General features: G+C 65.1%; 20 protein-coding genes. 9 read left to right on the top strand and 11 right to left on the bottom strand.

What is annotated here, in order from left to right; all coding sequences use genetic code 11:
• Positions 1 to 10 precede the first annotated feature (10 nt).
• Positions 11 to 1,081 (top strand): acyltransferase family protein, encoded by a 1,071-nt coding sequence (locus AC30QB_RS21990; protein ID WP_489548413.1) that lies wholly within the window; start codon positions 11 to 13, stop codon positions 1,079 to 1,081.
• Here AC30QB_RS21990 and AC30QB_RS21995 read toward each other — a convergent pair.
• From AC30QB_RS21995 to AC30QB_RS22020, 6 genes are read right to left on the bottom strand one after another with little or no spacing between them, the layout of a single operon-like run.
• Positions 1,011 to 1,664, bottom strand: coding sequence for an acyltransferase (locus AC30QB_RS21995; protein WP_489548414.1), 654 nt, complete (start codon positions 1,662 to 1,664; stop codon positions 1,011 to 1,013). The two genes, AC30QB_RS21990 and AC30QB_RS21995, sit on opposite strands and share 71 nt — an antisense overlap.
• The gene (locus AC30QB_RS22000; RefSeq protein WP_489548415.1) at positions 1,661 to 2,830 is read right to left on the bottom strand and encodes an acyltransferase family protein; all 1,170 of its coding nucleotides are present in this window, start codon (positions 2,828 to 2,830) and stop codon (positions 1,661 to 1,663) included. The genes AC30QB_RS21995 and AC30QB_RS22000 overlap by 4 nt, the downstream gene beginning before the upstream one ends.
• Complete coding sequence (locus AC30QB_RS22005; RefSeq protein WP_489548416.1) at positions 2,827 to 3,885, bottom strand: hypothetical protein; 1,059 nt, start codon at positions 3,883 to 3,885, stop codon at positions 2,827 to 2,829. Before AC30QB_RS22005 ends, AC30QB_RS22000 begins: the two co-directional genes overlap by 4 nt.
• Positions 3,875 to 4,111 carry a hypothetical protein gene (locus AC30QB_RS22010; RefSeq protein WP_489548417.1) on the bottom strand — a complete coding sequence of 79 codons (237 nt, stop codon included), beginning with the start codon at positions 4,109 to 4,111 and terminating at the stop codon, positions 3,875 to 3,877. Before AC30QB_RS22010 ends, AC30QB_RS22005 begins: the two co-directional genes overlap by 11 nt.
• Positions 4,111 to 5,703 carry a hypothetical protein gene (locus AC30QB_RS22015; RefSeq protein WP_489548418.1) on the bottom strand — a complete coding sequence of 531 codons (1,593 nt, stop codon included), beginning with the start codon at positions 5,701 to 5,703 and terminating at the stop codon, positions 4,111 to 4,113. Before AC30QB_RS22015 ends, AC30QB_RS22010 begins: the two co-directional genes overlap by 1 nt.
• The gene (locus AC30QB_RS22020; protein ID WP_489548419.1) at positions 5,700 to 6,386 is read right to left on the bottom strand and encodes a lytic transglycosylase domain-containing protein; all 687 of its coding nucleotides are present in this window, start codon (positions 6,384 to 6,386) and stop codon (positions 5,700 to 5,702) included. Before AC30QB_RS22020 ends, AC30QB_RS22015 begins: the two co-directional genes overlap by 4 nt.
• Positions 6,387 to 6,525: 139 nt before the next feature.
• Here AC30QB_RS22020 and gmd point away from each other — a divergent pair, with 139 nt between their 5' ends.
• On the top strand, positions 6,526 to 7,719 hold the full coding sequence (gene gmd, locus AC30QB_RS22025) for a GDP-mannose 4,6-dehydratase (protein WP_489548420.1): 1,194 nt from the start codon (positions 6,526 to 6,528) through the stop codon (positions 7,717 to 7,719).
• Positions 7,720 to 7,832: 113 nt separating this feature from the next.
• On the top strand, positions 7,833 to 9,854 hold the full coding sequence (locus tag AC30QB_RS22030; protein ID WP_489548421.1) for an ATP-binding protein: 2,022 nt from the start codon (positions 7,833 to 7,835) through the stop codon (positions 9,852 to 9,854).
• 33 nt (positions 9,855 to 9,887) lie between these two features.
• On the opposite strand, the gene AC30QB_RS22035 is transcribed toward AC30QB_RS22030, so the two are convergent.
• The gene (locus AC30QB_RS22035; protein WP_489548422.1) at positions 9,888 to 10,781 is read right to left on the bottom strand and encodes a hypothetical protein; all 894 of its coding nucleotides are present in this window, start codon (positions 10,779 to 10,781) and stop codon (positions 9,888 to 9,890) included.
• 178 nt (positions 10,782 to 10,959) lie between these two features.
• Here AC30QB_RS22035 and serA point away from each other — a divergent pair, with 178 nt between their 5' ends.
• Positions 10,960 to 12,192: a phosphoglycerate dehydrogenase gene (gene serA / locus AC30QB_RS22040; protein WP_489548423.1), complete on the top strand. Its 1,233-nt coding sequence runs from the start codon at positions 10,960 to 10,962 to the stop codon at positions 12,190 to 12,192.
• 65 nt (positions 12,193 to 12,257) lie between these two features.
• Complete coding sequence (locus tag AC30QB_RS22045; protein ID WP_489548424.1) at positions 12,258 to 12,578, top strand: ATPase with chaperone activity; 321 nt, start codon at positions 12,258 to 12,260, stop codon at positions 12,576 to 12,578.
• A 4-nt stretch (positions 12,579 to 12,582) separates the two neighbouring features.
• On the opposite strand, the gene AC30QB_RS22050 is transcribed toward AC30QB_RS22045, so the two are convergent.
• Positions 12,583 to 13,461 (bottom strand): Tim44 domain-containing protein, encoded by an 879-nt coding sequence (locus tag AC30QB_RS22050; RefSeq protein WP_489548425.1) that lies wholly within the window; start codon positions 13,459 to 13,461, stop codon positions 12,583 to 12,585.
• Between the two features lie 118 nt (positions 13,462 to 13,579).
• Complete coding sequence (locus tag AC30QB_RS22055) at positions 13,580 to 14,563, bottom strand: potassium channel beta subunit family protein (RefSeq protein ID WP_489548426.1); 984 nt, start codon at positions 14,561 to 14,563, stop codon at positions 13,580 to 13,582.
• Positions 14,564 to 14,672: 109 nt separating this feature from the next.
• Here AC30QB_RS22055 and otnI point away from each other — a divergent pair, with 109 nt between their 5' ends.
• Entirely contained in the window at positions 14,673 to 15,458 is a 786-nt protein-coding gene (gene otnI / locus AC30QB_RS22060; RefSeq protein ID WP_489548427.1) for a 2-oxo-tetronate isomerase, read from the top strand.
• On the opposite strand, the gene AC30QB_RS22065 is transcribed toward otnI, so the two are convergent.
• Positions 15,448 to 16,341 (bottom strand): 5'-nucleotidase, encoded by an 894-nt coding sequence (locus AC30QB_RS22065; RefSeq protein ID WP_489548428.1) that lies wholly within the window; start codon positions 16,339 to 16,341, stop codon positions 15,448 to 15,450. The two genes, otnI and AC30QB_RS22065, sit on opposite strands and share 11 nt — an antisense overlap.
• 145 nt (positions 16,342 to 16,486) lie before the next feature.
• Here AC30QB_RS22065 and AC30QB_RS22070 point away from each other — a divergent pair, with 145 nt between their 5' ends.
• Genes AC30QB_RS22070 through AC30QB_RS22080 form a run of 3 tightly spaced genes read left to right on the top strand, consistent with a single transcriptional unit; the run spans position 16,487 to position 19,572 of the window.
• Complete coding sequence (locus AC30QB_RS22070) at positions 16,487 to 16,684, top strand: hypothetical protein (RefSeq protein ID WP_489548429.1); 198 nt, start codon at positions 16,487 to 16,489, stop codon at positions 16,682 to 16,684.
• A 10-nt stretch (positions 16,685 to 16,694) separates the two neighbouring features.
• Positions 16,695 to 17,570 (top strand): response regulator, encoded by an 876-nt coding sequence (locus tag AC30QB_RS22075; protein WP_489548430.1) that lies wholly within the window; start codon positions 16,695 to 16,697, stop codon positions 17,568 to 17,570.
• A 10-nt stretch (positions 17,571 to 17,580) separates the two neighbouring features.
• Entirely contained in the window at positions 17,581 to 19,572 is a 1,992-nt protein-coding gene (locus AC30QB_RS22080; protein WP_489548431.1) for a hybrid sensor histidine kinase/response regulator, read from the top strand.
• Positions 19,573 to 19,576: 4 nt separating this feature from the next.
• Here the strand turns inward: AC30QB_RS22080 and AC30QB_RS22085 are convergent, their stop codons facing one another.
• Complete coding sequence (locus tag AC30QB_RS22085) at positions 19,577 to 20,002, bottom strand: globin family protein (RefSeq protein WP_489548432.1); 426 nt, start codon at positions 20,000 to 20,002, stop codon at positions 19,577 to 19,579.
• Positions 20,003 to 20,070 lie beyond the last annotated feature (68 nt).

Raw genomic sequence — 20,070 nt, forward strand, 5'->3', positions numbered from 1 at the left:
CCTGACACGCATGTACTGGTCACTCAATTCGGTGCGCGCGATCCTGGCGATCTGCGTAGTGCTCTACCACCTGAGCGGCACCCTCGCGCTTGTGCGCTACTTTCACTTTAATTTCTTCGCGAAGATTTTCGGCTTTGGGGGCGCACGCGTGCCTTTCTTCTTCGTGCTCAGCGGCTTCGTCCTGACACTGGCTTATGCGAAGAGCGTCGATCAACCGGGCAAGGTCTGGCCCTTTCTGAAGAAGCGTTTCGTCCGCTTGTACCCCTCGTTCTGGCTCATCCTGTTGTTGGTGATGCTGCCCGCGATCTTCTTCCCCAGCCTGCGCGAGGTGATTCCCCATGACCCGTGGCAGATGCTCAAGACATGGATGTTGATCCCGCAATACCCGAACGCACGGTGGCCCACGGGCGCGCCGGTCATCGTCGCCGCCTGGACGCTGCACTACGAGGTGGTCTCCTACCTGGTGGTGGCCACATGGATCTTCAATCGTGCACTGGGGCTGATGCTGAGCCTGTTGCTGGCTGCCAACGCGGTGGCCTGCTCGCAGTGGCAATGTGGGTTCTATGGTGAGTTTTTGTCCGCGGGCTACTTGCTGTACTTCGCCTTTGGCGCAGCAACGGCCTGGTTGTCGCAACGTTTGCCGCCCATGAAAAATGCGAGCTTGGTCGCATGGGGCGCGGTGGCGGCCTATCTCTTGGTCGCGGTGCTTTCGCACGAAAACCCCGCCGTTGACTGGATCGCCGACTCCAGCCTGGCCTTCACCTCGTTGGCCTGCGTGATCTTGTTGGCCCTGACGAACTGTGAAGATGGCCGGCCCCCCGAGCGCAACTCGGCGTGGGTCAAGCTTTTGAGCGATTCGTCCTATGTCTTGTACCTGTTGCACTACCCGGTGATCAGCCTGGTTTGCAAGGTGGCAATGGCGCTGGGCTTGCGCGGTGCCGTGGGCGCATTGATCACTTTCGTGGTGGCCTTGCTGTGCTGCATCGTTGCAGCCATCGTGTTTCACCTCTTCATCGAGCGCCGGTGGGTGTCGCTTCGGTGGCCATCGGCTCGCCCGGTACGGGTGCCAGAGTCAATGTGAATGCGTCGGGCCTGTCTTTGAGCTTCTTGGCAGGCACGCCGCCCCAGATTTCATAGGCACCCACGCAACGGGTGAGCACAGACCCCGCCGCGACCACCGCGCCACGGCGGATGGTGACGCCCTTGAGCACCACCGTGTTGGCACCGATCCAGACGTCGTCTTCGATGACGATGGGCGCTTCGGCACCGTCCGCCTGTTGCCCCATCGGGATGGCACGCGACGAGAACCCATGGTCATGGTCCACGAAGCGGCAGCCCGACGCGATCAGGGTGTTGGCACCCACGCTGATGCCGACCCGGATGTTGAATTCGCAGCCGGTACCGATGAACACCGTGTCGCCGAACCTCAAGCTCGGCCCCGGTTGGTAGATGCCGTCGAACTTGAAATAGGCGTCGTGTTCGAGGGAGCAGTTGCTGCCCAGGGACACCTGGTGAGGCCAAGTCACGTGGACCCTGGGTAGCGTCGTCCCCCGGCCGATGTTCATGCCTTGCGCACGCCAGTACGCGGTGCGCAGGGCATCGGCCACATAGAGGCGAGCGTTGGCCCGCAGGCGAAAAATGGCTTTGGCAAAAAGACGCTTCATGGCGAAGGGCGGGGCGTGAGCGGTGGTCGCTCCACCTTGAGCGTGACCCAGCGGCGAATCGCATCGGTTCTTCGCTCGAACAAGTACCAGAACAAGGCGCCGAGCAGCAGCAACACAAGCAGCCACAAACCGAATTGGAGCAACCCTTGGGCATCGGGCGGCAGCTTGGCGGTGCCGTAGAACCGGGTCGCAATGAACAGCACCAGCGGGAAGTGCAGCAGGTAGAGGGAGTACGAAAACTCCGACGATGCATGAGCCCACCTTGCCAGCGAACGGGGAACGGCCTCACTGCGCAAGTTGACGAGACCGATGCACAGCAGGCAGAACGTGCCGCCGACGACGAAGTCGGCCGGCACACCCCAACCCGATTGAGTCGAACCCACTTTGCTGTACACCAGCGCGGCGCCGAACAGCAACAGGCCCACGGCCGTGGTGGCTCTGGCGGCGGCCGGCCTCAGCTGGCCACTGAAGCGATAGATGATCAAGCCGAGCAGCCAGATGAAATAGCCTTCACGAACACCGGCCGGCAACCAGAACAACACTGCCAGGGCCAGCAGCCCGGTGGTGAACCGGGTGACCCGAGCAAGTGGTTCGCCGTTCGCACGCCCACCGATGGCGAGCGCGCACAGCGGCAGCAGCACGTAGTACCAGAACTCGTTCGCCAGGCTCCACAGTGGCCCGTTGGTGCCGAAAACAGGGGCCACGATGGTTTGCAGGAACAGAAGATTCAACAGCCCGGTGGACAAGCTCGCCGAGTAAGCCTCACCGGGCGAGGGGCCCGAGTTCCACAACGCGCGGTGGCTGCCGGCAAGCACGTCGGGGGCATGGCGGCTGAGCCAGCAGTCGACCAGCGCGGTGACAAGGAGCGCCGGGATGAGCACCACCCACAGGCGCGACAGCCGGGCTATCGCGTACTTCTGCCAGTTGAACGTGTCTCGGTTCCTGAGCACGGCCCCGCCCACGAACAAGCCACTCAACACGAAGAACACCATCACGGCCTGGTGGCCGAAGCCGGTGGACAGGTAAAAGAGCTTTTGCGTCCACGAGCTTGCGCTCAGGGATGTGTGATCCACAAGGATGGCGCTGCGCAGGTGCCCTGCGCACACCGCGATGGCACACAAGCCCCGTGCGAGATCGAGCCAGACGAAGCGCTGGTCGTGCTTCATGCCGCCGCCAGGGCCCACAGCTGGGTCGCCTGCAGATCCAGACGGTGTTCGCTGTACCAGCGGTGAGCGCCCGCCGCGGCAAGCTCAAGCGTGTTGGCTTCAAGAACCGACTCGGCCTCGACGGCCAGTGTCTGCAAAGAGAAGTAGTCGCGCCCGCCGACGAGGCCATCGCAGTCGGGGCCAGGCGGGCTGGTGTCGATCACCACACAGCCATGCGCCGCATAGGCCGCGAACACACCCGATTTGGCCAGGCAGTCGGCGGGGTAGTCGACCAGGGCAAAGCGAGACGACTGCAACAGCGCCCCGAGTTCAGCTTGTTCCAGCCGGCCGAGGTGACGGCTGGGAAGGCCAAGCGGCTTGCCCTTTGCTGCCACGCCGCTGCCGACCTCGACCAGCTCTTGAACGCCCAGCCGTTGCAATGCCGCCTCGTGGCCCTGCAGCGCTTCGAAGACACGTTGGCGCGTGGACGACAGGCCGAACACCACGGCGCGCGCAGCCCTATCCGACGGTGGCGACACGCTGTGTGGTTCGCCTACGTTTGAAAACACAGCCCGCTGGTGCAGGCTGACGCCGCCGCGGATCTCGTGACGCAGCCAGTTTGCGTGTCTCTGAGTGTTCGTCCAGACCGCATCGGCCCTCTGGGCCAGCATGGTTGCGATGCGCCTCTGAAACCCTGAGACCCAGAATGCAGAGCGCCAAGGTGGGCCGCTCGCAAACAACTCGTGAAACACCACCGTGAGCCGCAGGGTGTGCGGGCGGGCTGCGCGCAAGGCTTGCAGTTCATCCAGCAGCCAGAAACACACGCCGCGTTTGGCGTAGCCGTAGCCAGAAAAGTGCAGCACGACCGAACAACGCTCGGGGCCGGGCTCGCCGATGCAAGCGTCGATGCGCGCGGCCAGCGAGCGCTCTGCCGCCACCCGCTCGGACAAGGCGATCACATGCGAGCTCAGGCCGCGAGCGTCCCATTGCGCCTTGAGGCATTGCAGGTAGTCGAACACGCCACCCTGGCCTTCAGGCACGACCTGGATCAGCGTAGGGGGGGTGTCAGCGCGCATCAGAGGGTTGGGTGGGCAATACCAGGGGCATCTGGGCCGCGACTGCTGCTGAGTGGGCTTTCTGGCAGCCTTCATTCAGGTGGTACAGCGTGTCGAAGAAGCAGCTGACCGGGTAGCGCGAGAGATTGGGCAGCAACGCCGACGCCTTGCCGTACAGCACACGCTGCAAGGCGAGGGCCGCGCAAGGCACGACCAGTGCATATCGCAAGGCGCGCACCGCCTTCATCAATGGTTTGTCGCAGTTCTCATGCTGTTGGCCGTACCGAGGTCAAACGAGAAGACTTTCGACCCTGAGGCCTGGTAGATGCCTCCGCTGGAACGTGTGGCAAAGCCCACGCCGAAATTGGTAGGCCCGCCCACGGCGCTGGCAAACGAGAAGTCGGTGCCGAACTCGGCGGCCCCTGGCAGGGGGCCGAGTTCGCGGGCCGTGCCCGTGGTGGTGTCGTAGCTCACCAGCGTGGCGCCATTGAAAGCGCGGTTGCCGAATCCCTGGGCAAAGATGAAGCGCGTGCGGCTCTCACTGACATTGAAGTTCTCGGTGCCGGCTTCAGCCACGCTCAAGGGGTAGCCTCCTGCGGCCGAGTAGAGCGTAGCGCCGCTTTCATCGACGATGTCGATTGCATGGCTCACGCTTGCGCTGCCAACACCCGTGACCACCCATTGCTGGTGCCTGCCGTTGGCGCTGGTTTGCACCGAGGGTTTGACATCGATGGGGAAGGTCGTCTCGAACCTCGTGCCACTCAGCTTGCTGACGCGCACCAGGCGGTTGTCGGTGGCGGTGAACACTGTCAGGTAGAGCACGTTGCTACCCATGCTGGCGATGGTGATCAGGCCTGTGCCGCTGGCGAGTGTTGTTGCCGTGGGGGCGGCGCGGGTGATCTTCAGTACCTTCCAGGGTGAAGCGAAGGTGTTGGCTGGGTTGCCGTCGTAAACGTAGAAGGCTTCTGCGTCGAAGCCGATCAGTTGCCAGCCGTTGCCTGCCGTGAGGGCGCCGTTCAGCGGGGTTTCAGTCACCGTGGCGGCACCCGAGAAGCTCATCACGCTGAGTTGTGTGCCATCTTCCACCAGCGCCGAGTTGTAGGTGCTGGCCACCACGCGGGTGATGGCGGCCGTGCCGGCGGCGCGGGTCGTGAGGGTGGTGCTGGGGCTCCACAGCTCCACCGAGCGCGGGTAGATCCAACCCCGCGGTGCCAGTGTGACCGGGTCGCGTGATACATCCAGAGGGCGGTCACCGCTGAGTATGGTGTAGCCGAGCCCGCCGCTTGCGGACAGGCGTACCTCGGCGACGCCATCGTCGCCGGTACTGCACGTGCCGTCTCGTCCAGCCGTGGACACGATGAAACGGGAGTTGTCTGGCGTGGCGTGGTCGTTCGCACTCAGGACGAAGCGGCAGGCCGATCTTGTCTGTGAGCGCCTCACGTGCGTGAGCGGCGCAGTACCGTCGGCCTGCATGGGCACGCTGCGAACGTCGCCGCCGAAAATGTAGACCAGCGCATGGGGCTGAATGGAGGTGGCCGTGAGCTGGCTGGCGTTCACGACTCCGCTCACCACCATGTGCGTGTCGGTGATGGCCTCGCTGGCCACTTCGATCACGTACTCGTTGTCTGGCAGGCTGGGGTGAACGAGTGACAAGCCGTGCTTGAGCGCGGTGGTCGAGCCCGAGGCCTTCAGCGTCCAACCGAACGGGCCCGAGCTGGGGTAGGTCAGCGGCGTGCTGCTGCCGGGCGCCGGTGCGTCGTCACCGCCACCACCGCATCCCCCCAGGGCAGACATCAACACCAGGAGCGCTGTCAGTCGATCAAATGGGAAGTGGTTCATGGTGTCTGTGGGGTGAGGGCTGAAGGGTTCTGCAGCTGGGCCAGTTGCCCCAGAACACGCGGCACATAGGCCGTGGTTTCTGCAAAAGGCGGAATGCTGTGGTGGTAACGGATCACCGCGCCTGCGCCGGCGTTGTAGGCGGCAAGTGCCAGGCGCGTGTCCTGGCCGAACTGATCCAGAAGGCTGCGCAAGTGCCGCGCGCCGGCATTGATGTTTTGGTAGGGGTCGAAAGGGTCAGTGACGCCGTATGCCCTTGCCGTGCTGGGCATCAGCTGCATGAGCCCGCGTGCACCACGCGGAGAAACCGCTCGCGCCGCGTAGCCCGATTCGACCGCGATCACCGCTTGCACGAGCGCGGCAGGAAGGCGATGTGCAGTGGCCGCCGCCTGCACCAACGCGGCAAGTTTTGGGTCAGCTGCAAATGCCGAGCGCGTGGTGACCGCTGTGTGTGCCAGCGCAGCGGGCGGGCCGCTGTCGGCTTGCGAAGGCGATGCCACCAGCAGCCGCGCCGACGGCAGCTCGCCCTGATCCGAAAGGCGAATCGATTCCAGATCATTCTCGATCACGAACACCCCAGTCGACCCCGTGGCCGCACAAGCCGCGTGCATACACGACGCGACGATGCAAGGCACCAGCAGGCGCATCGCAATGCGGTTGAAGAGTCGAGCGAGGGACGGGGGCATGCCGAATCAATTCGGGATCGGGGTGAAGCGGGCAAGTTAGCAGCACCATGTGACAGTCACATCACAGACAGCCCCCTTTTGGCCATGACCTTGTCATGAACGGCCGCTACCGTCGGCCGACCAAAGAGGAGCAGGGATCATGAAACGCGACGACACGAACCCCATCGAGGTGCTGAATGACACCACTGCGCAGCCCAAGCGGACCGTCGCCAAGCGGGCATTGATTTCAGGCGTGACCGGCCAGGACGGCGCTTACCTGAGCGAACTGCTGCTGAGCAAGGGTTATGAGGTGCATGGCATCAAGCGGCGCGCGTCGCTGTTCAACACCGAGCGCATCGATCATCTGTACCAAGACCCGCATGAGGATCACCCGCGTTTCATCTTGCACCACGGGGACCTGACGGACAGCACCAACCTCACGCGCATCATCCAGCAGGTGCAGCCTGACGAGATCTACAACCTGGCGGCGATGAGCCATGTGGGGGTCTCGTTCGAGATGCCCGAATACACAGCCAACGCCGATGGCACCGGCACCTTGCGCATGCTCGAAGCCCTGCGCCTTCTCGGCATGGAGAAGACCACCCGCTTCTACCAAGCCAGCACCAGCGAGCTCTATGGTTTGGTGCAGGAAACGCCGCAAACAGAGACCACGCCCTTCTACCCCCGCAGCCCCTATGCGGTGGCCAAGCTCTACGCCTACTGGATTACGGTGAACTACCGCGAGGCCTACGGCATGTATGCCTGCAACGGCATTCTGTTCAACCACGAAAGCCCGCTGCGTGGCGAGACCTTCGTCACCCGCAAGATCACGCGGGCGCTGGCGCGCATCGCCTTGGGTTTGCAAGACTGCCTGTACCTCGGCAACCTGAGCGCCTTGCGCGACTGGGGGCATGCAAGAGATTTCGTCGAAATGCAATGGCTGATGCTGCAGCAAGAAGAGCCAGAAGATTTCGTCATTGCCACCGGCGTGCAGCACAGCGTGCGCCAGTTTGCGATGTTTGCCGCGCAAGAGCTGGGCATCACCTTGGAGTTCAACGGCAGCGGCAGCAGCGAAGTGGGTGTTGTGGCGCGCATAGAGGCACCGCAGAGCGGCATGGCGGCGTCATGCAAGGTGGGCGATGTGATCCTTCGCGTCGACCCGCGCTACTACCGGCCGACCGAAGTGGAGACCCTGCTGGGCGACCCGTCCAAAGCCAAGCGCAAGCTGGGCTGGACGCCGACCACAGACTTCCGCTCCTTGGTCAGCGAGATGATGAAAGCCGACTACAACTCCGCCCGGCGCGACAGCCTGCTGAGAGAGGCCGGGTTCGCGACGTTTGATTTTCACGAGTGACTGAGGCGGTTGCTTGCCGCTAGATCTCGGCGATCGGCGCCGGCATCTGGTGAGAGTCGTTTACGATGGCCCGAGCCTCTCGTCCCGAGAGCAAGCCTCGCCCGACTCACAGAATGCAGCAGCCCGCCAACGATCAGCCCTCTGCGCCAGAGCCTCTGCTGCGGCTCTTGTTCGAGCAAGCGCCCGGGTTTGTCGCCGTGCTGGAAGGCCCTGAGCATGTGTTCAAGCTGGCCAACCCCTCGTACCACAGGCTCGTGGGCGCCGCTCGCGAGCTGGTGGGCAAGTCTGTCGCGCGGGCGCTGCCCGAGGTGGTGGCGCAAGGCTTCGTGGCGCTGCTCGACAAGGTGTTCGCCACAGGCCAACCCTTCCTGGGCCGGCGCTTGCCCTACACGCCTGAGGGAATCGCGGGCGAGGCCGCTGCTTTGCGCCACCTCGATTTCGTCTACCAGCCGATCTTCGACAGCGCCGGCCGCACCACCGGCATCTTCGTGGAGGGTCACGATGTAACCGAGCAGGTCGAAGCCGAAAGCCGGCTGCAGCTCGAAGCAGAGATACGCGCCGCCCAGGCCCGCACCTTCGACATGGCGCTCTCCAGCATCCAAGACTTCGCCTACACCTTCGACCGCCAGCTGCGCTTCACTTATTCCAACAAGCCCCTGCTCGACCTGCTTGGCATCACGCTCGAAGAGATCGTGGGCAAGACCTTCTGGGACTTGCCGTACCCCCAAGACCTGGCCGACCGGCTGAGTGCGCAGATCGAGCAGGTGTTCGTCACCAAGGCGCAGGTGGTGGGCGAGACCTTCTATGCCAGCCCCACCGGCGTGCAAGGCTGGTTCGAGTACATCTTCAACCCGGTGATAGGCCCTGACGGAAGCGTGACCACCGTGGCCGGCTCCACGCGCGACATCACCAAGCGCCTGCAGCAAGAGAAAGACCTCGCGGCGCTGAACGAATCGGAGCGTACGGCGCGTGCCGAGGCCGAGCGTGCGAGCCGCATGAAAGACGAGTTTCTTGCCACGCTGAGCCATGAGCTGCGCACGCCGCTGAATGCCATCCTCGCGTGGTCAGAGCTGCTGCGCAGCGGCCGGCTGGGGCCCGAGAAGGCGCAAGAAGCGGTCGAGCGCATCTCGCGCAACGCGCGCGCCCAGGCCCAGCTCATTGCCGACCTGCTCGACGTGAACGGCATCATGTCGGGCAAGGTCAGCCTGGGCATCGAGCGCTTGCCCATAGGCACACCGCTGATGGCCGCGATCGATGCGGTGCGGCTCGATGCCGCCAAGAAGGCGGTCGAGCTGGTCGAGCCGCCGCGCAGCGCGCTGACGACCCTGCTCGACTGCGACCCGGGTCGGCTGCAGCAGGTGTTCTGGAACCTGCTCACCAATGCGGTGAAGTTCACGCCTGCGGGCGGCTCGGTTACGGTGAGTGTGGACGTGGGCAGCGACCAGTTGGTGGTGCGCGTGTCCGACAGCGGCGACGGCATAGACGCGCAGTTTCTGCCCTACCTCTTCGAGCGCTTCTCGCAGGCCGACAGCTCGTCGACCCGCAAATACGGCGGGCTCGGGCTGGGCCTGTCCATCTGCAAGAGCCTGGTGCAGCTGCATGACGGCGAGATCGCAGCGCAGAGCAGCGGCCTTGGGCAGGGCGCGTGTTTCACCGTCACACTGCCGCTGAGGCAGACGCACGTGCTGCCACACAAGGCCTCGCGGCTGGGCAGCCTGGGCGACGCTCCGCTGCCGCCAGCCGACAAGGTGCTTGCCTTGCAGGGCGCGCGCATCCTGGTCGTGGACGACGACGCCGAGGGTCGCGAGGTGGTCACGGCCGTGCTCAACCAATACGGCGCCAACGCCGTGGCCGTGGGCAGTGCCCAAGCTGCACTTGAAGAGCTGACCCGGGGCGAGCCAGCGCTGCTGCTGTGCGACATCGGCATGCCGCAGGTTGACGGCTACGAGCTGCTGCGGCGCGTGCGGCTCGCGAGCCAGGTGCCGGCCATCGCATTCACCGCGTTTGCACGCGACGAAGACAAGCAGCGGGCCCTCGACTCAGGCTTTGCGGCGCACATCACCAAGCCCGCCGAGCCTGCGACCACCATCTCGGTGTGCGCTGATGTGCTGGGGCGCGTGCGCGGGGTGGTTTAGCGGGCCGGCAAGCGGTGGCAGCTGAGGCTGTGCTCAACCGGGGGAGGGCTGGCGCTGGTACTCGTTCTGCTTCATCGCCAAGTACTCGTCACGCTCGATCTCGTGCAGCTGGCGGGCGTACTTCTCGGTCGAGGCGAACCAGGTTTCCAGGCGCTGTGTGCGCTGCTGCGCGGGCGGCGCGGCCAGCGAGGCGAGATAGGCGTCGATGGCCAGGTAGTAGCGCATGGTGTTGCGCTCGACCGCGCCGCGCATGCCACCGATGTAGCCCGAGTTGCCGTCGCGGGTGAAGCCCACCTTGCTGGCCCCGACGGTGGCCAGGTAGCCCTGCATTGCCAGCTTGGCCGCGAGGCCGATGCCATACGAATAGTGCAGGCTCAGGAAGGTTTTGTTGCCACCTTCGAGCGGAATCGCCTGCAGCTGGATGCGGTAGTTGCGCGTCGAAAAGGGGCCGGCCTCGGCGCTGAGGCGCACGTTGAGGTAGTCGGTGGTGGTGGTTTCGGGTTGCACGACGAAGCCCACCGCGTAGGCGTCTTCCGCCGGTTGGTCGTACTTGCGCCCGATGCGCACCGCCAGCGCGCGGCCGTTGACGATGCATTGCTTGGTGTTGATCTGCAGCATCAAGATCTCGCACAGGGCGGCGGGCTGTTGCAGGTGCTCGCGCGCCCGCGCAAAGGGCTGGGGCAAGACGGCGTCGATGCTGCCCTGCAGCTGGTTTCCCACCTCGCTACTGGACAGCTTCAGAGGTTTTTGGAACGCGCTTCGCGCCAGCTCGGGGGCCAGCTGCTCATACCGCGCTTGCAGTGCCGCGGCTGAATGCTCATCGGCCGCCAGCGCGGGCAAGGCTGAAAGCGCGGCGACGACGCTCACGGCGACCGTGACAAGCATCGCGCGAGCCTTGCGCTCAAGGTGGGTGGGCTGATCTGCCATGGGGTCTCCGGGCAACGGTGGAAGTAGATGGTGACGGCGCAGTGGCCCTGCAGCTGTAGGACATGGCGCGCTAGTCAGGTGGGCCACTGACGCGTATTTGGATGAGCCCCTGCATCGGCGGTTCCCCAGCGCATGGCGTACGCTGTGCAACTCACGCTTCTTTACCTTCTGGGCCCCCATGACAAACCGCCTCTCGGTCGCCAAAGACAAACTCAAGTTCGTGCTGCTCGAAGGCATACACGCCTCGGCGGTAGATGCGCTGCGGCGCGACGGCTACACCCAGATCGTCAGCTCGCCCAAGGCGCTGGCTGGCGACGAGTTGCGCGCGGTGCTGGCCGACGCGCACTTTCTGGGCATCCGCTCTCGCACACAGCTCACGGCCGAGGTGTTGCAGGCCGCGCCCAAGCTCACGGCAGTCGGGGCGTTTTGCATAGGCACCAACCAGATCGATCTGCACGCGGCTTTGCAGCTCGGCATACCGGTCTTCAACGCGCCGTTCTCCAACACGCGCAGCGTGGCCGAGCTGGTGCTGGCCGAGATCGTGATGCTGATGCGTGGCATCCCGCAGAAGAACGCGGTGCTGCACCGTGGCGGCTGGACCAAGAGCGCCGAGCATTCGTTCGAGGTGCGCGGCAAGACGCTGGGCATCGTGGGCTACGGCCACATCGGCACGCAGATCGGTGTGCTGGCCGAGCAGCTGGGCATGCGCGTGATCTTTCACGACATCGAGGCCAAGCTGCCGCTGGGCAATGCCAACCCGGTGGATGGCCTGCACGAGCTGCTGGCCACATCTGACGTGGTGAGCTTGCACCTGCCCGAGCTGGCGTCAACCAAGGGCCTGATGGGCCGTGAGCAGATACAGGCGATGAAGCGCGGCTCGCACCTCATCAATGCCTCGCGTGGCTCGGTGGTCGACATAGACGCACTGGCCGAGGCACTGGAAAGCGGCCACATTCAGGGCGCGGCGATCGACGTCTTTCCGGTCGAGCCGCAGGGCAATGACTCGAAGTTTGAGTCGCCGCTGATCCGCTTCGACAACGTGCTGCTCACGCCGCACATCGGCGGCTCCACACTGGAGGCGCAGGCCAACATCGGCAAAGAGGTAGCCGCCAAGCTCGTGCGCTACAGCAACAACGGCTCCACCACCTCGTCGGTCAACTTCCCCGAGGTGGCGCTGCCCGAGCACACCGGGCGCAGCCGGCTGCTGCACATACACCGCAACGTGCCGGGCGTGATCGCGCGGGTGAATGAGCGCCTGTCGAAGGCGGGCATCAATGTGGCGGCGCAGTACCTGAGCACGCGCGACGAGGTGGGCTACGTGGTGATCGACGTCGACACCGCGGCGCCCGAAGCAGCGCTGGCCGACCTGTGCTCGCTGCCCGACACCATTCGCTGCCGCATCCTCTACTGAATAGCAACGCGCGGCGGTTTTCCTCCACAGTGCAGGGGACCGGCCCACTTGGTGACAATCCCTGCATGTCGGACGAAAGCCAAATCGAAATCCCGCCGTCGTTCATCGCGCTCTTTGTAGCGCCGGGGCGCATCAAGCCGAACGCGCCGCGTGCGGAGATCCAGGAGCGCTACGAGTTCTGTGAAGACCTGGCGAGCATGCTGACCGAACCGGCGCAGCAGCGGCTGTGGGAGCTGGGCATCACCGAGGCCGATGTGCTCGGGCGCATGCGAGAAGGCTTGTTGACCGGGCAAGCCGTCGTCAACGAGGCCGAGGCTGGCTGGGTGATGAGCCGTCTGGCCGAGCTGTTGGGGTGGGAGGGCCCGCCGGGCTCGGCGGGCCGCTAGCGCATCAAACGGCGTCGGTCTGCGCGATGCCGGCGATGGCCCACTCGCGGCTGCCGTCGGCTGGCTTCACCAGGTGCCAGATTTCGTCGAATGTGGTCGTGGCCGCATCTTTTTCTTCGCGGATCAGGCCGTGGAAGCGCACGCTGACGATCTGGCGGTCGGCCTCTTGCGCAAAGTCGAGCACTTGCGCGTTGAGCTGCACCACGTCGGTCTGCTGAGCGCCTGGTTTGCGTTCCTGCAATTCAAGCCGGAAGGTGGCAAACATCTCGGGCGTGGCGAACTGGCGCAGGTCTTCCAGGTTGCTGGCGTCGTTGGCCGCTTGCATGCGGATGAAGATCAGCTTGGCGATGCGCTCGAAGGCAGGTGCATCAAAGCCCGCCGGCAGGTTGCCTGCGGGGGCTGCGGCAAAGCTCGGCTCGATGGCGGCTTGGTGCGCGCTGCCGGAGCCGAAGGCAGGCGCCGCACCGGCGCCCGCAAACTGCAGCGGCGCATTGTTGCGATTACCAGCCCCCGCGCCGAAGCGGCTCATCAAGAAGCGCACCACGAAGATCAGCGCCACACCGATCAGCATCATCGTGAGGATGTTGCCCATGCCCTCACCCATGCCGAAGTGGCTCATCAGCGCGGCAATGCCCAAGCCGGCGGCGATGCCGGCGATGGGGCCCATCCAGGAACGCTTCGGCGCGGCCGCCGCGGGTGCAGCAGCAGCGGTGCCCGGAGTGGCTGCTGGCTTCGCAGGCACCGGCTGTGCCGGTTGCGGCGCCGGTGTTTGCCGCTTCATGCCGGAAAAGCCGCCACCGCCCAGGCGCTTGGCCTCCACGGTGGTGGTGGCAAAGCTCAGGCTCAAAAAGGCCATGAACAGGCTTAACAGAATGCGTTTCATGCGGGCTCTCAGGGGTGTGCAGGGAAATCCTGCCTGTGAAGGGCAAGTATGAGGGCGATGGTACGGTTTGCAAGCTCCGGTTCAGCTGGAGGCAAAACTCAGTTTCATCTGCGCGGCGTCAGGCGGCCAAGGGCATCGTGATGATGTCGATTTGCTGCAGCACCTCGGGCGTGAGCTTGGGGATCACATCAACCGCTCCCAAGTTGCTCTGCAGCTGGCTGATCTTCGACGCGCCGGTGATCACCGTGCTCACCCGCGGGTTCTTGGCGGCCCAGGCGATGGCCAGTTGCGCCACGCTGCAGCCCAGCTCGGCGGCGATCACTTCGAGCTTGGCCACGGCCGCGTTCTTGGCCTGGTCGGTCACGCTCTCGACGATGAAAGCCATGTCGCGCCGCGCGCCGCGGCTGTCTTCGGGCACACCGGCCTTGTACTTGCCGGTGAGCAGGCCGCTGGCGAGCGGGCTCCACGTTGTAAGGCCCAGGCCAATGTCTTCGTACAGGCGCAGGTACTGCTTCTCTACGCGCTTGCGGTGGAAGAGGTGGTACTGCGGCTGCTCCATCAGCGGCTTGTGCAGGTGGTGCTTGTCGGCAATCTCGTAGGCCGCGCGTATGTCGCCTGCGCTCCACTCGCTGGTGCCCCAGTAGAGCGCCTTGCCCTGCGTGATCATGTCGCTCATGGCCCACACGGTTTCTTCGATAGGCGTGAGGGGATCGGGGCGGTGGCAGTACACGAGGTCGATGAAGTCGAGGCCCATGCGCTTGAGCGAGCCGTCTATGGCCTGCGACAAATACTTGCGGTTGAGCGTGGCGCGGCGGTTGATGGCCGTCGTCTCCTTGCGTGCCAGCCCGAGAAAGAACTTGGTCGAGACGATGTAGTTCAGGCGTGGCCACTTCAGCGCCTTGAGCGCCTCGCCCATCACCACCTCGCTCTGGCCATCGGCATAGGCTTCGGCGTTGTCGAAGAAGTTGACGCCACCGTCGTAGGCCGCGGCCATCATCTCCTTGGCGGCGTTGACATCAACCTGGTTGTGATACGTGACCCAGGAGCCCAAAGACAACTCACTTACTTGGAGGCCACTGCGGCCCAGGCGTCGGTAGTTCATGTGCTGTCTCCGTCTTGTTGAGTAGGTGACTTTCTTTATACCAAGCCAGTGCGAATCTCGCTGTCATTTGGGTGAAAGCGCGAACCTGGGGCTGCTATCGTCCCGACCCATGCCACGCTTTGCCGCCAACCTCAGCCTGATGTATGCAGAGCACGCTTTCCTGGACCGCTTCGCGGCCGCGGCGGGCGATGGCTTCTCGGCGGTGGAGTTCTTGTTCCCGTACGAGTACGCGGCGGATCTGCTGGCGGGCCTGCTGAAGGCCCATGGCTTGCAGCAGGTGCTGTTCAACGCCTCACCCGGCAGCTGGGCTTCAGGTGACCGCGGGTTGGCCTGCCTGCCGGGGCGAGAAGACGACTTCCAGCGCGCGCTTGCACAGGCGCTCGACTACGCGCTGGTGCTGGCCTGCCCGCGCATACACGTGATGGCGGGCCTCGCCCCCGCGAATGCCGACCGCGCGCCGTTGCAAACCACCTACCTGCGCAACCTGGCGTGGGCGGCGCAGCGTGCAGCCGATGTGGGCGTCGACCTGCTGATCGAGCCCATCAACCGGCGTGACATGCCCGGCTACTTTCTTAACCGCCAAGACCACGCGCACGACATCGTGGCCGAAGTGGGCGCGCCCAACCTCAAAGTGCAGATGGACCTGTACCACTGCCAGATCGTCGAGGGCGACGTGGCCGCCAAGCTGCGCCAGTACCTGCCCACCGGCCACGTCGGCCACATGCAGGTGGCCAGCGTGCCCGAGCGGCATGAGCCCGACGAAGGCGAGTTGAACTACCCGTATCTCTTCGAGTTGATCGACACGCTGGGCTACAGCGGCCACATCGGCTGCGAGTACCGCCCGCGTGCGGGCACTTCGGCGGGCTTAGGCTGGATGTCTCAGATCAAAGGTTAGAGACGCCCGCGGCCACGTGGCCCGAAGGCACATGCGGCGCGGCGTTTTCGATGTGACCGGCCTGGTCGTCGAAGAAGAAGTCGGGCTCGAACTCGCGCAGGAAGGTGCCCTTGGGCAAGCCGCCGAGGAACATGGCCTCGTCGATCTCGATGTTCCATTCCATCAGCGTGCGTATGGCGCGCTCGTGTGCCGGCGCGCTGCGGGCCGTGACCAGCGCGGTGCGGATTCGCATGGCCGGCGACTGTTGGCGTTGCAGCAGCTGCAAAGCTTCGAGCAGCGGCTTGAAGGGGCCGGCCGCCAGCGGCAAGTTGGCGCGGTCGCGCTCGTGGGCCTGAAAGGCGTCGAGCCCGGCGTGCTGAAACACGCGCTCAGCTTCGTCAGAGAACAGCACCGCGTCGCCGTCGAAGGCAATGCGTACTTCATGCGGGTGCGCGTCAGACGCGCGCGCCGAGTGCGGGTACACGCGCGCCGCCGGCACGCCGGCTTCGAGCGCCGAGCGCACGTCGGGCTCGTTGGTCGACAAGAAGAGGTTGGCGTTGAGCGGCTTCAGGTAGCGCCAAGGCGACTCCCCGCGCGTGAACACCCCGCGCTGGATGGGCAGGCCGTAGTGCTTGGCCGATCGGAAGACACGCATACCCGACACCGGGTCGTTGCGCGACAAGATCACCACCTCGACCGAGGGCGATTTTGCGTTGAAGGCCAGCAGCTTGTTGACCAGCGAAAACGCCACGCCGGGCTTGGCCGGTTCGGCCACGCGCTGCAGCTGCAGCTGCATGTAGGCGCGGTCGTCGCCGGCTTCGAAGAGGCGGTTTTCTTCTTCGAAGTCGAACAGCGCGCGAGAGGAGATGGCCACGACCAGTTGGCCGGCAAGGGTGACAGGCATCGCTCGATCATAAGAGCCCGCCTGCCGCGTTGAAACAAACGAAACATTCGGGGCTGGAACTTGAAACGGTGCTGATACCGGCCGGCGCGACAGTGGCGAGGTGGGCAGACAGCCATGCGCTGCCCCAGACCACCGGAGTACCGACATGACCGAGATCGTCACCACCACGCTGCAACGCTTCTTTGCCCGCCCCGTCGCACACGGTGGCCACTCGATCCGCAAGGCGGCGGCTCGCTCGCGCGATGTGCGAGCGCACCGCCCCGACTTTGCCGACACCCGCCCGGTGGTGTTCCGCAGCGAAGCCTTTGCCGAAGACCTGGTGGCGACGCACGGTGCTGTCTGATCGCCCGGCGATGAGCCAAACCCCTTCCCGCGAGTGGATCACGGCGGTGCTGAGCCAGGCCGACATGGCCCGGGCTGCCCCGGTGGCCGACCGATATGATCCGGCCCTTGCAACACAGCACAAGGGAACGCAGGCCATGACGCAGGGCGATGCGAGCACCGGCACCACGGTGTTGGTGGTTGACGACGAACCCGAGTTGCGCTCGCTGTTGAGCGAGTATTTCGGCCGCCACGGCTTTGCTGTGCGCACCGCGCCCGATGCCGCCGCCGCCCGCCTCGCCATCGCCGAAGCCTTGCCCGATTTGGCCATCCTCGACGTCAACATGCCTGGTGAAAACGGCCTCTCGCTGGCGCGCTGGCTGCGCGATGCCCACCCCCGGGTCGGCCTGGTGATGCTCACCACCGCCGGCGAGTCGGTCGACCGCGTGGTGGGCCTGGAGTTGGGCGCCGACGACTACATCCCCAAACCCTTTGAGATGCGCGAGCTGCTGGCGCGCGTGCGCGCCGTGACGCGGCGCCTGAAGCTGTCGCAGCCGGTCGTGACCGCCGCAGCGGCTGTCAACGCGCGCCGCGTGCAGTTTGGCGCGTGTCAGCTCGACCTGGACGAGCGCCGCCTTTTCAGTGCCGACAGCACCGAGATCGAGATCAGCGCCGCCGAGTTCGACCTGTTGGCCTTGTTTGCCCGCAACCCCAACCGCCCGCTCAACCGCGACCAGATCATGGAGCAGGCGCACAACCGCGGCTGGGACGTGTTTGACCGCTCGATTGATCTGCGCGTGATGCGGCTGCGCCGCAAGATCGAAACCAACCCCGACAAACCTGAGGTGCTCAAGACGGTGCGCAACGTGGGCTATGTGTTCGTGCCCGCGGTCTCTGTGGCCACTTGACCACCGTGTCATGACGAAAGGCTTGGAGCGCGAATTCGTCTGGACGGGCCCCAACCAATGGGGCAAAGAGAAGTCGCCCCTGCCTCCGCTCGCCCCAGAGCTGATGAGCGCGTTGCTCGACAACATCACCGCCCGCGTGGCGGTGGTGGGGCGTGACCACTGCTTCCTCTACGCCAACCAAGAAGCGCTGGAGTTCTACGGCCAGCCTGCCGGGCAGGTGATTGGTCAGCACCTGTCGAAGGTCATTGGTGAAGCGGCTTACACCGGCTATCTGCCCTGGGCCGAGCGCCTGTTCAATGGCGACACGCTGCGCTGGCAAGGCTGGGTCGAGTACCCCACGCGCGGGCGCCGCTTCCTGCAAGAGACCATGGTGCCGTTTGCGCCGCAGGGCGCCGAGGTGCAGGGCATTGTGGTGTTTGGCCGTGACCACACCGACCTGAAGCTGCGTGAAGAGCAACTCGCCGAGCAGCTCGACCAGCTGAAGGCCAGCGAAGCGCTCAAGGCCGCCATCGTCGACCATGCGCTCGCTGCGCTCATCTCGACCGACGGCCAAGGGCGCATTGTCGAATTCAACCCAGCGGCCGAGACCATGTTTGGCCGCAAGCGCGCGGACGTGATCGGCGCGTTGGTGAGCGAGGTCATCATGCCGGAGCGCTACCGTGCGCAGCACGAGGCCGGCTTGCGCCGCATGGAGTCTGGCGGCGAGGGCCGCGTGCTCGGCAAGCGCATGGAGCTGCACGCCTTGCGCGCCGACGGCAGCGAGTTCCCGATCGAGATGGTGCTGTGGCGCACGAACGTGGGCGGCACCGGCTACTACACCGCGTCGCTGGTCGACGTGACCGAGCGCTACAACGCCGAGCAGCAGATCGAGCGCCAGCGTGACGCCCTGCGCCAGAGCGAGAAGCTCACCGCCATGGGCAGCCTGCTGGCTGGCGTGGCGCATGAGCTCAACAACCCGTTGGCCATCGTGATGGGCCGGGCGAGCCTGCTCGAAGAAAAGTGCGACGACCCCGCCATCAAGCTCGACGTGCAGCGCATACGCGAAGCGGCCGAGCGCTGTGGCCGCATCGTGCGCACTTTTCTCAACATGGCGCGCAGCAAGCCGGCCACACGCGAGAGCGTGTCGCTCAACGACCTGACGCGCGCCGCGGCCGAGATGCTCAGCTACAGCTACCGCAGCCACGGCGTCGAGATGCAGTTGCACCTGATCGACGAGCTGCCCACCGTGAAGGCCGATGGCGATCAGATCGGCCAGATCGTGCTCAACCTGCTGGTGAATGCGCAGCAGGCGCTTTCTGCCACCGAAGGCGAGCGGCGCGTGCACATCGAAAGTGGTGTGGAGGTGCGGCGCGAGAACCGCGAGCCGCGCGTGTGGCTGCGCGTGTCAGACAACGGCCCCGGCGTGCCCGCCGACCTGCGCGGCAAGCTCTTCGAGCCCTTCTTCACGACCAAGCCCGAAGGCATAGGCACGGGCCTGGGTTTGGCGGTGTCGCGCTCGCTCGCTCGCGACCACGGCGGTGATTTGACGCTGGAGCCCACGGCCCATGTGGGCGGTGCGAGCTTCCGGCTCAATTTGCCCATCAGCGGCGAGCCGCTGCAAGAGTCTGGGCCGATACCGCTGCAAGAGGCAGAAGGCGAGCAGCAGCGCGTGCTGGTGGTCGACGACGAACCCGAGATTGCTGGCCTGATGCGCGACATGCTCGAAGACGCAGGCTACGAAGTGGCGACGGCCGAGTCGGGCGCTGTGGCGCTGGCGCTGCTGGAGACTGCCCGCTTCGACGCCATCGTGTCCGACCTGCACATGCCCGAGATGGACGGCGCCACGCTGTGGCGCGAAGTGGCGCAGCAGCACCCGACGCTTGCGCAGCGCATGCTCTTTGTGACCGGCGACACCTTGTCGCCTGGGGCACGCGAGTTTTTGCGCAAAGCGCATTGCACTGGGCTCGACAAGCCGTTTTCCAAGGCGGACTTGTTGGCGGCTGTGGCGCAGTTGCTGGCCTGAGCCTTCAAGCGGCCCTGGCCGACACGCCTCGCGCCGCGTCCATCATGGTGGAGCTGACCACTCGATAGAGCGTCACCCAAGCCGCGTGCACCTCGTCGGTGTAGGCGGTGCCCAGGCCTTGCTTCAGTGTCTTGAGCAGCGCACCACCCACAGTGGCGTAGTGCTCGTCGCGCACGCCGTAGTTGACATGCCGTGCGCCTAGCTTGCGCAGTGTGGGCGTGAGCGTCTCGGGGTCGTCGAGCAGGCCCACGGCGGCACCGATCATCGTCATCAAGCGTGCGCCTTGCTGGGCCATGTTGCCCTGAAAGAGGTGGCGCAGGCTGGGGTCGGCGGTGAAGAGGTTGTCGTAGAAGATGGCGGCGGCTTGCGGCGCAATGGGCTCGATCAGCGCGAAGCTGCGGCGCACATGGCCTATTTGTACGGGGGTCATGAATAGCTCCTGATGTCTGGAGCTCACAGCATCGCGTTGGCGCGCTTCACGCGTGTTTCATGGCCGAC

It is taken from the genome of Rhizobacter sp., from assembly GCF_046595475.1.
Classification (GTDB): domain Bacteria; phylum Pseudomonadota; class Gammaproteobacteria; order Burkholderiales; family Burkholderiaceae_C; genus Rhizobacter.

Excerpts from the sequence above, each read along its gene's own strand:
- AC30QB_RS21990 (WP_489548413.1), top strand. The coding sequence starts at position 11 with ATGTACTGGTCACTCAATTCGGTGCGCGCGATCCTGGCGATCTGCGTA.
- AC30QB_RS21995 (WP_489548414.1), bottom strand. The coding sequence starts at position 1,664 with ATGAAGCGTCTTTTTGCCAAAGCCATTTTTCGCCTGCGGGCCAACGCT.
- AC30QB_RS22000 (WP_489548415.1), bottom strand. The coding sequence starts at position 2,830 with ATGAAGCACGACCAGCGCTTCGTCTGGCTCGATCTCGCACGGGGCTTG.
- AC30QB_RS22005 (WP_489548416.1), bottom strand. The coding sequence starts at position 3,885 with ATGCGCGCTGACACCCCCCCTACGCTGATCCAGGTCGTGCCTGAAGGC.
- AC30QB_RS22010 (WP_489548417.1), bottom strand. The coding sequence starts at position 4,111 with ATGAAGGCGGTGCGCGCCTTGCGATATGCACTGGTCGTGCCTTGCGCG.
- AC30QB_RS22015 (WP_489548418.1), bottom strand. The coding sequence starts at position 5,703 with ATGAACCACTTCCCATTTGATCGACTGACAGCGCTCCTGGTGTTGATG.
- AC30QB_RS22020 (WP_489548419.1), bottom strand. The coding sequence starts at position 6,386 with ATGCCCCCGTCCCTCGCTCGACTCTTCAACCGCATTGCGATGCGCCTG.
- gmd (WP_489548420.1), top strand. The coding sequence starts at position 6,526 with ATGAAACGCGACGACACGAACCCCATCGAGGTGCTGAATGACACCACT.
- AC30QB_RS22030 (WP_489548421.1), top strand. The coding sequence starts at position 7,833 with ATGCAGCAGCCCGCCAACGATCAGCCCTCTGCGCCAGAGCCTCTGCTG.
- AC30QB_RS22035 (WP_489548422.1), bottom strand. The coding sequence starts at position 10,781 with ATGGCAGATCAGCCCACCCACCTTGAGCGCAAGGCTCGCGCGATGCTT.
- serA (WP_489548423.1), top strand. The coding sequence starts at position 10,960 with ATGACAAACCGCCTCTCGGTCGCCAAAGACAAACTCAAGTTCGTGCTG.
- AC30QB_RS22045 (WP_489548424.1), top strand. The coding sequence starts at position 12,258 with ATGTCGGACGAAAGCCAAATCGAAATCCCGCCGTCGTTCATCGCGCTC.
- AC30QB_RS22050 (WP_489548425.1), bottom strand. The coding sequence starts at position 13,461 with ATGAAACGCATTCTGTTAAGCCTGTTCATGGCCTTTTTGAGCCTGAGC.
- AC30QB_RS22055 (WP_489548426.1), bottom strand. The coding sequence starts at position 14,563 with ATGAACTACCGACGCCTGGGCCGCAGTGGCCTCCAAGTAAGTGAGTTG.
- otnI (WP_489548427.1), top strand. The coding sequence starts at position 14,673 with ATGCCACGCTTTGCCGCCAACCTCAGCCTGATGTATGCAGAGCACGCT.
- AC30QB_RS22065 (WP_489548428.1), bottom strand. The coding sequence starts at position 16,341 with ATGCCTGTCACCCTTGCCGGCCAACTGGTCGTGGCCATCTCCTCTCGC.
- AC30QB_RS22070 (WP_489548429.1), top strand. The coding sequence starts at position 16,487 with ATGACCGAGATCGTCACCACCACGCTGCAACGCTTCTTTGCCCGCCCC.
- AC30QB_RS22075 (WP_489548430.1), top strand. The coding sequence starts at position 16,695 with ATGAGCCAAACCCCTTCCCGCGAGTGGATCACGGCGGTGCTGAGCCAG.
- AC30QB_RS22080 (WP_489548431.1), top strand. The coding sequence starts at position 17,581 with ATGACGAAAGGCTTGGAGCGCGAATTCGTCTGGACGGGCCCCAACCAA.
- AC30QB_RS22085 (WP_489548432.1), bottom strand. The coding sequence starts at position 20,002 with ATGACCCCCGTACAAATAGGCCATGTGCGCCGCAGCTTCGCGCTGATC.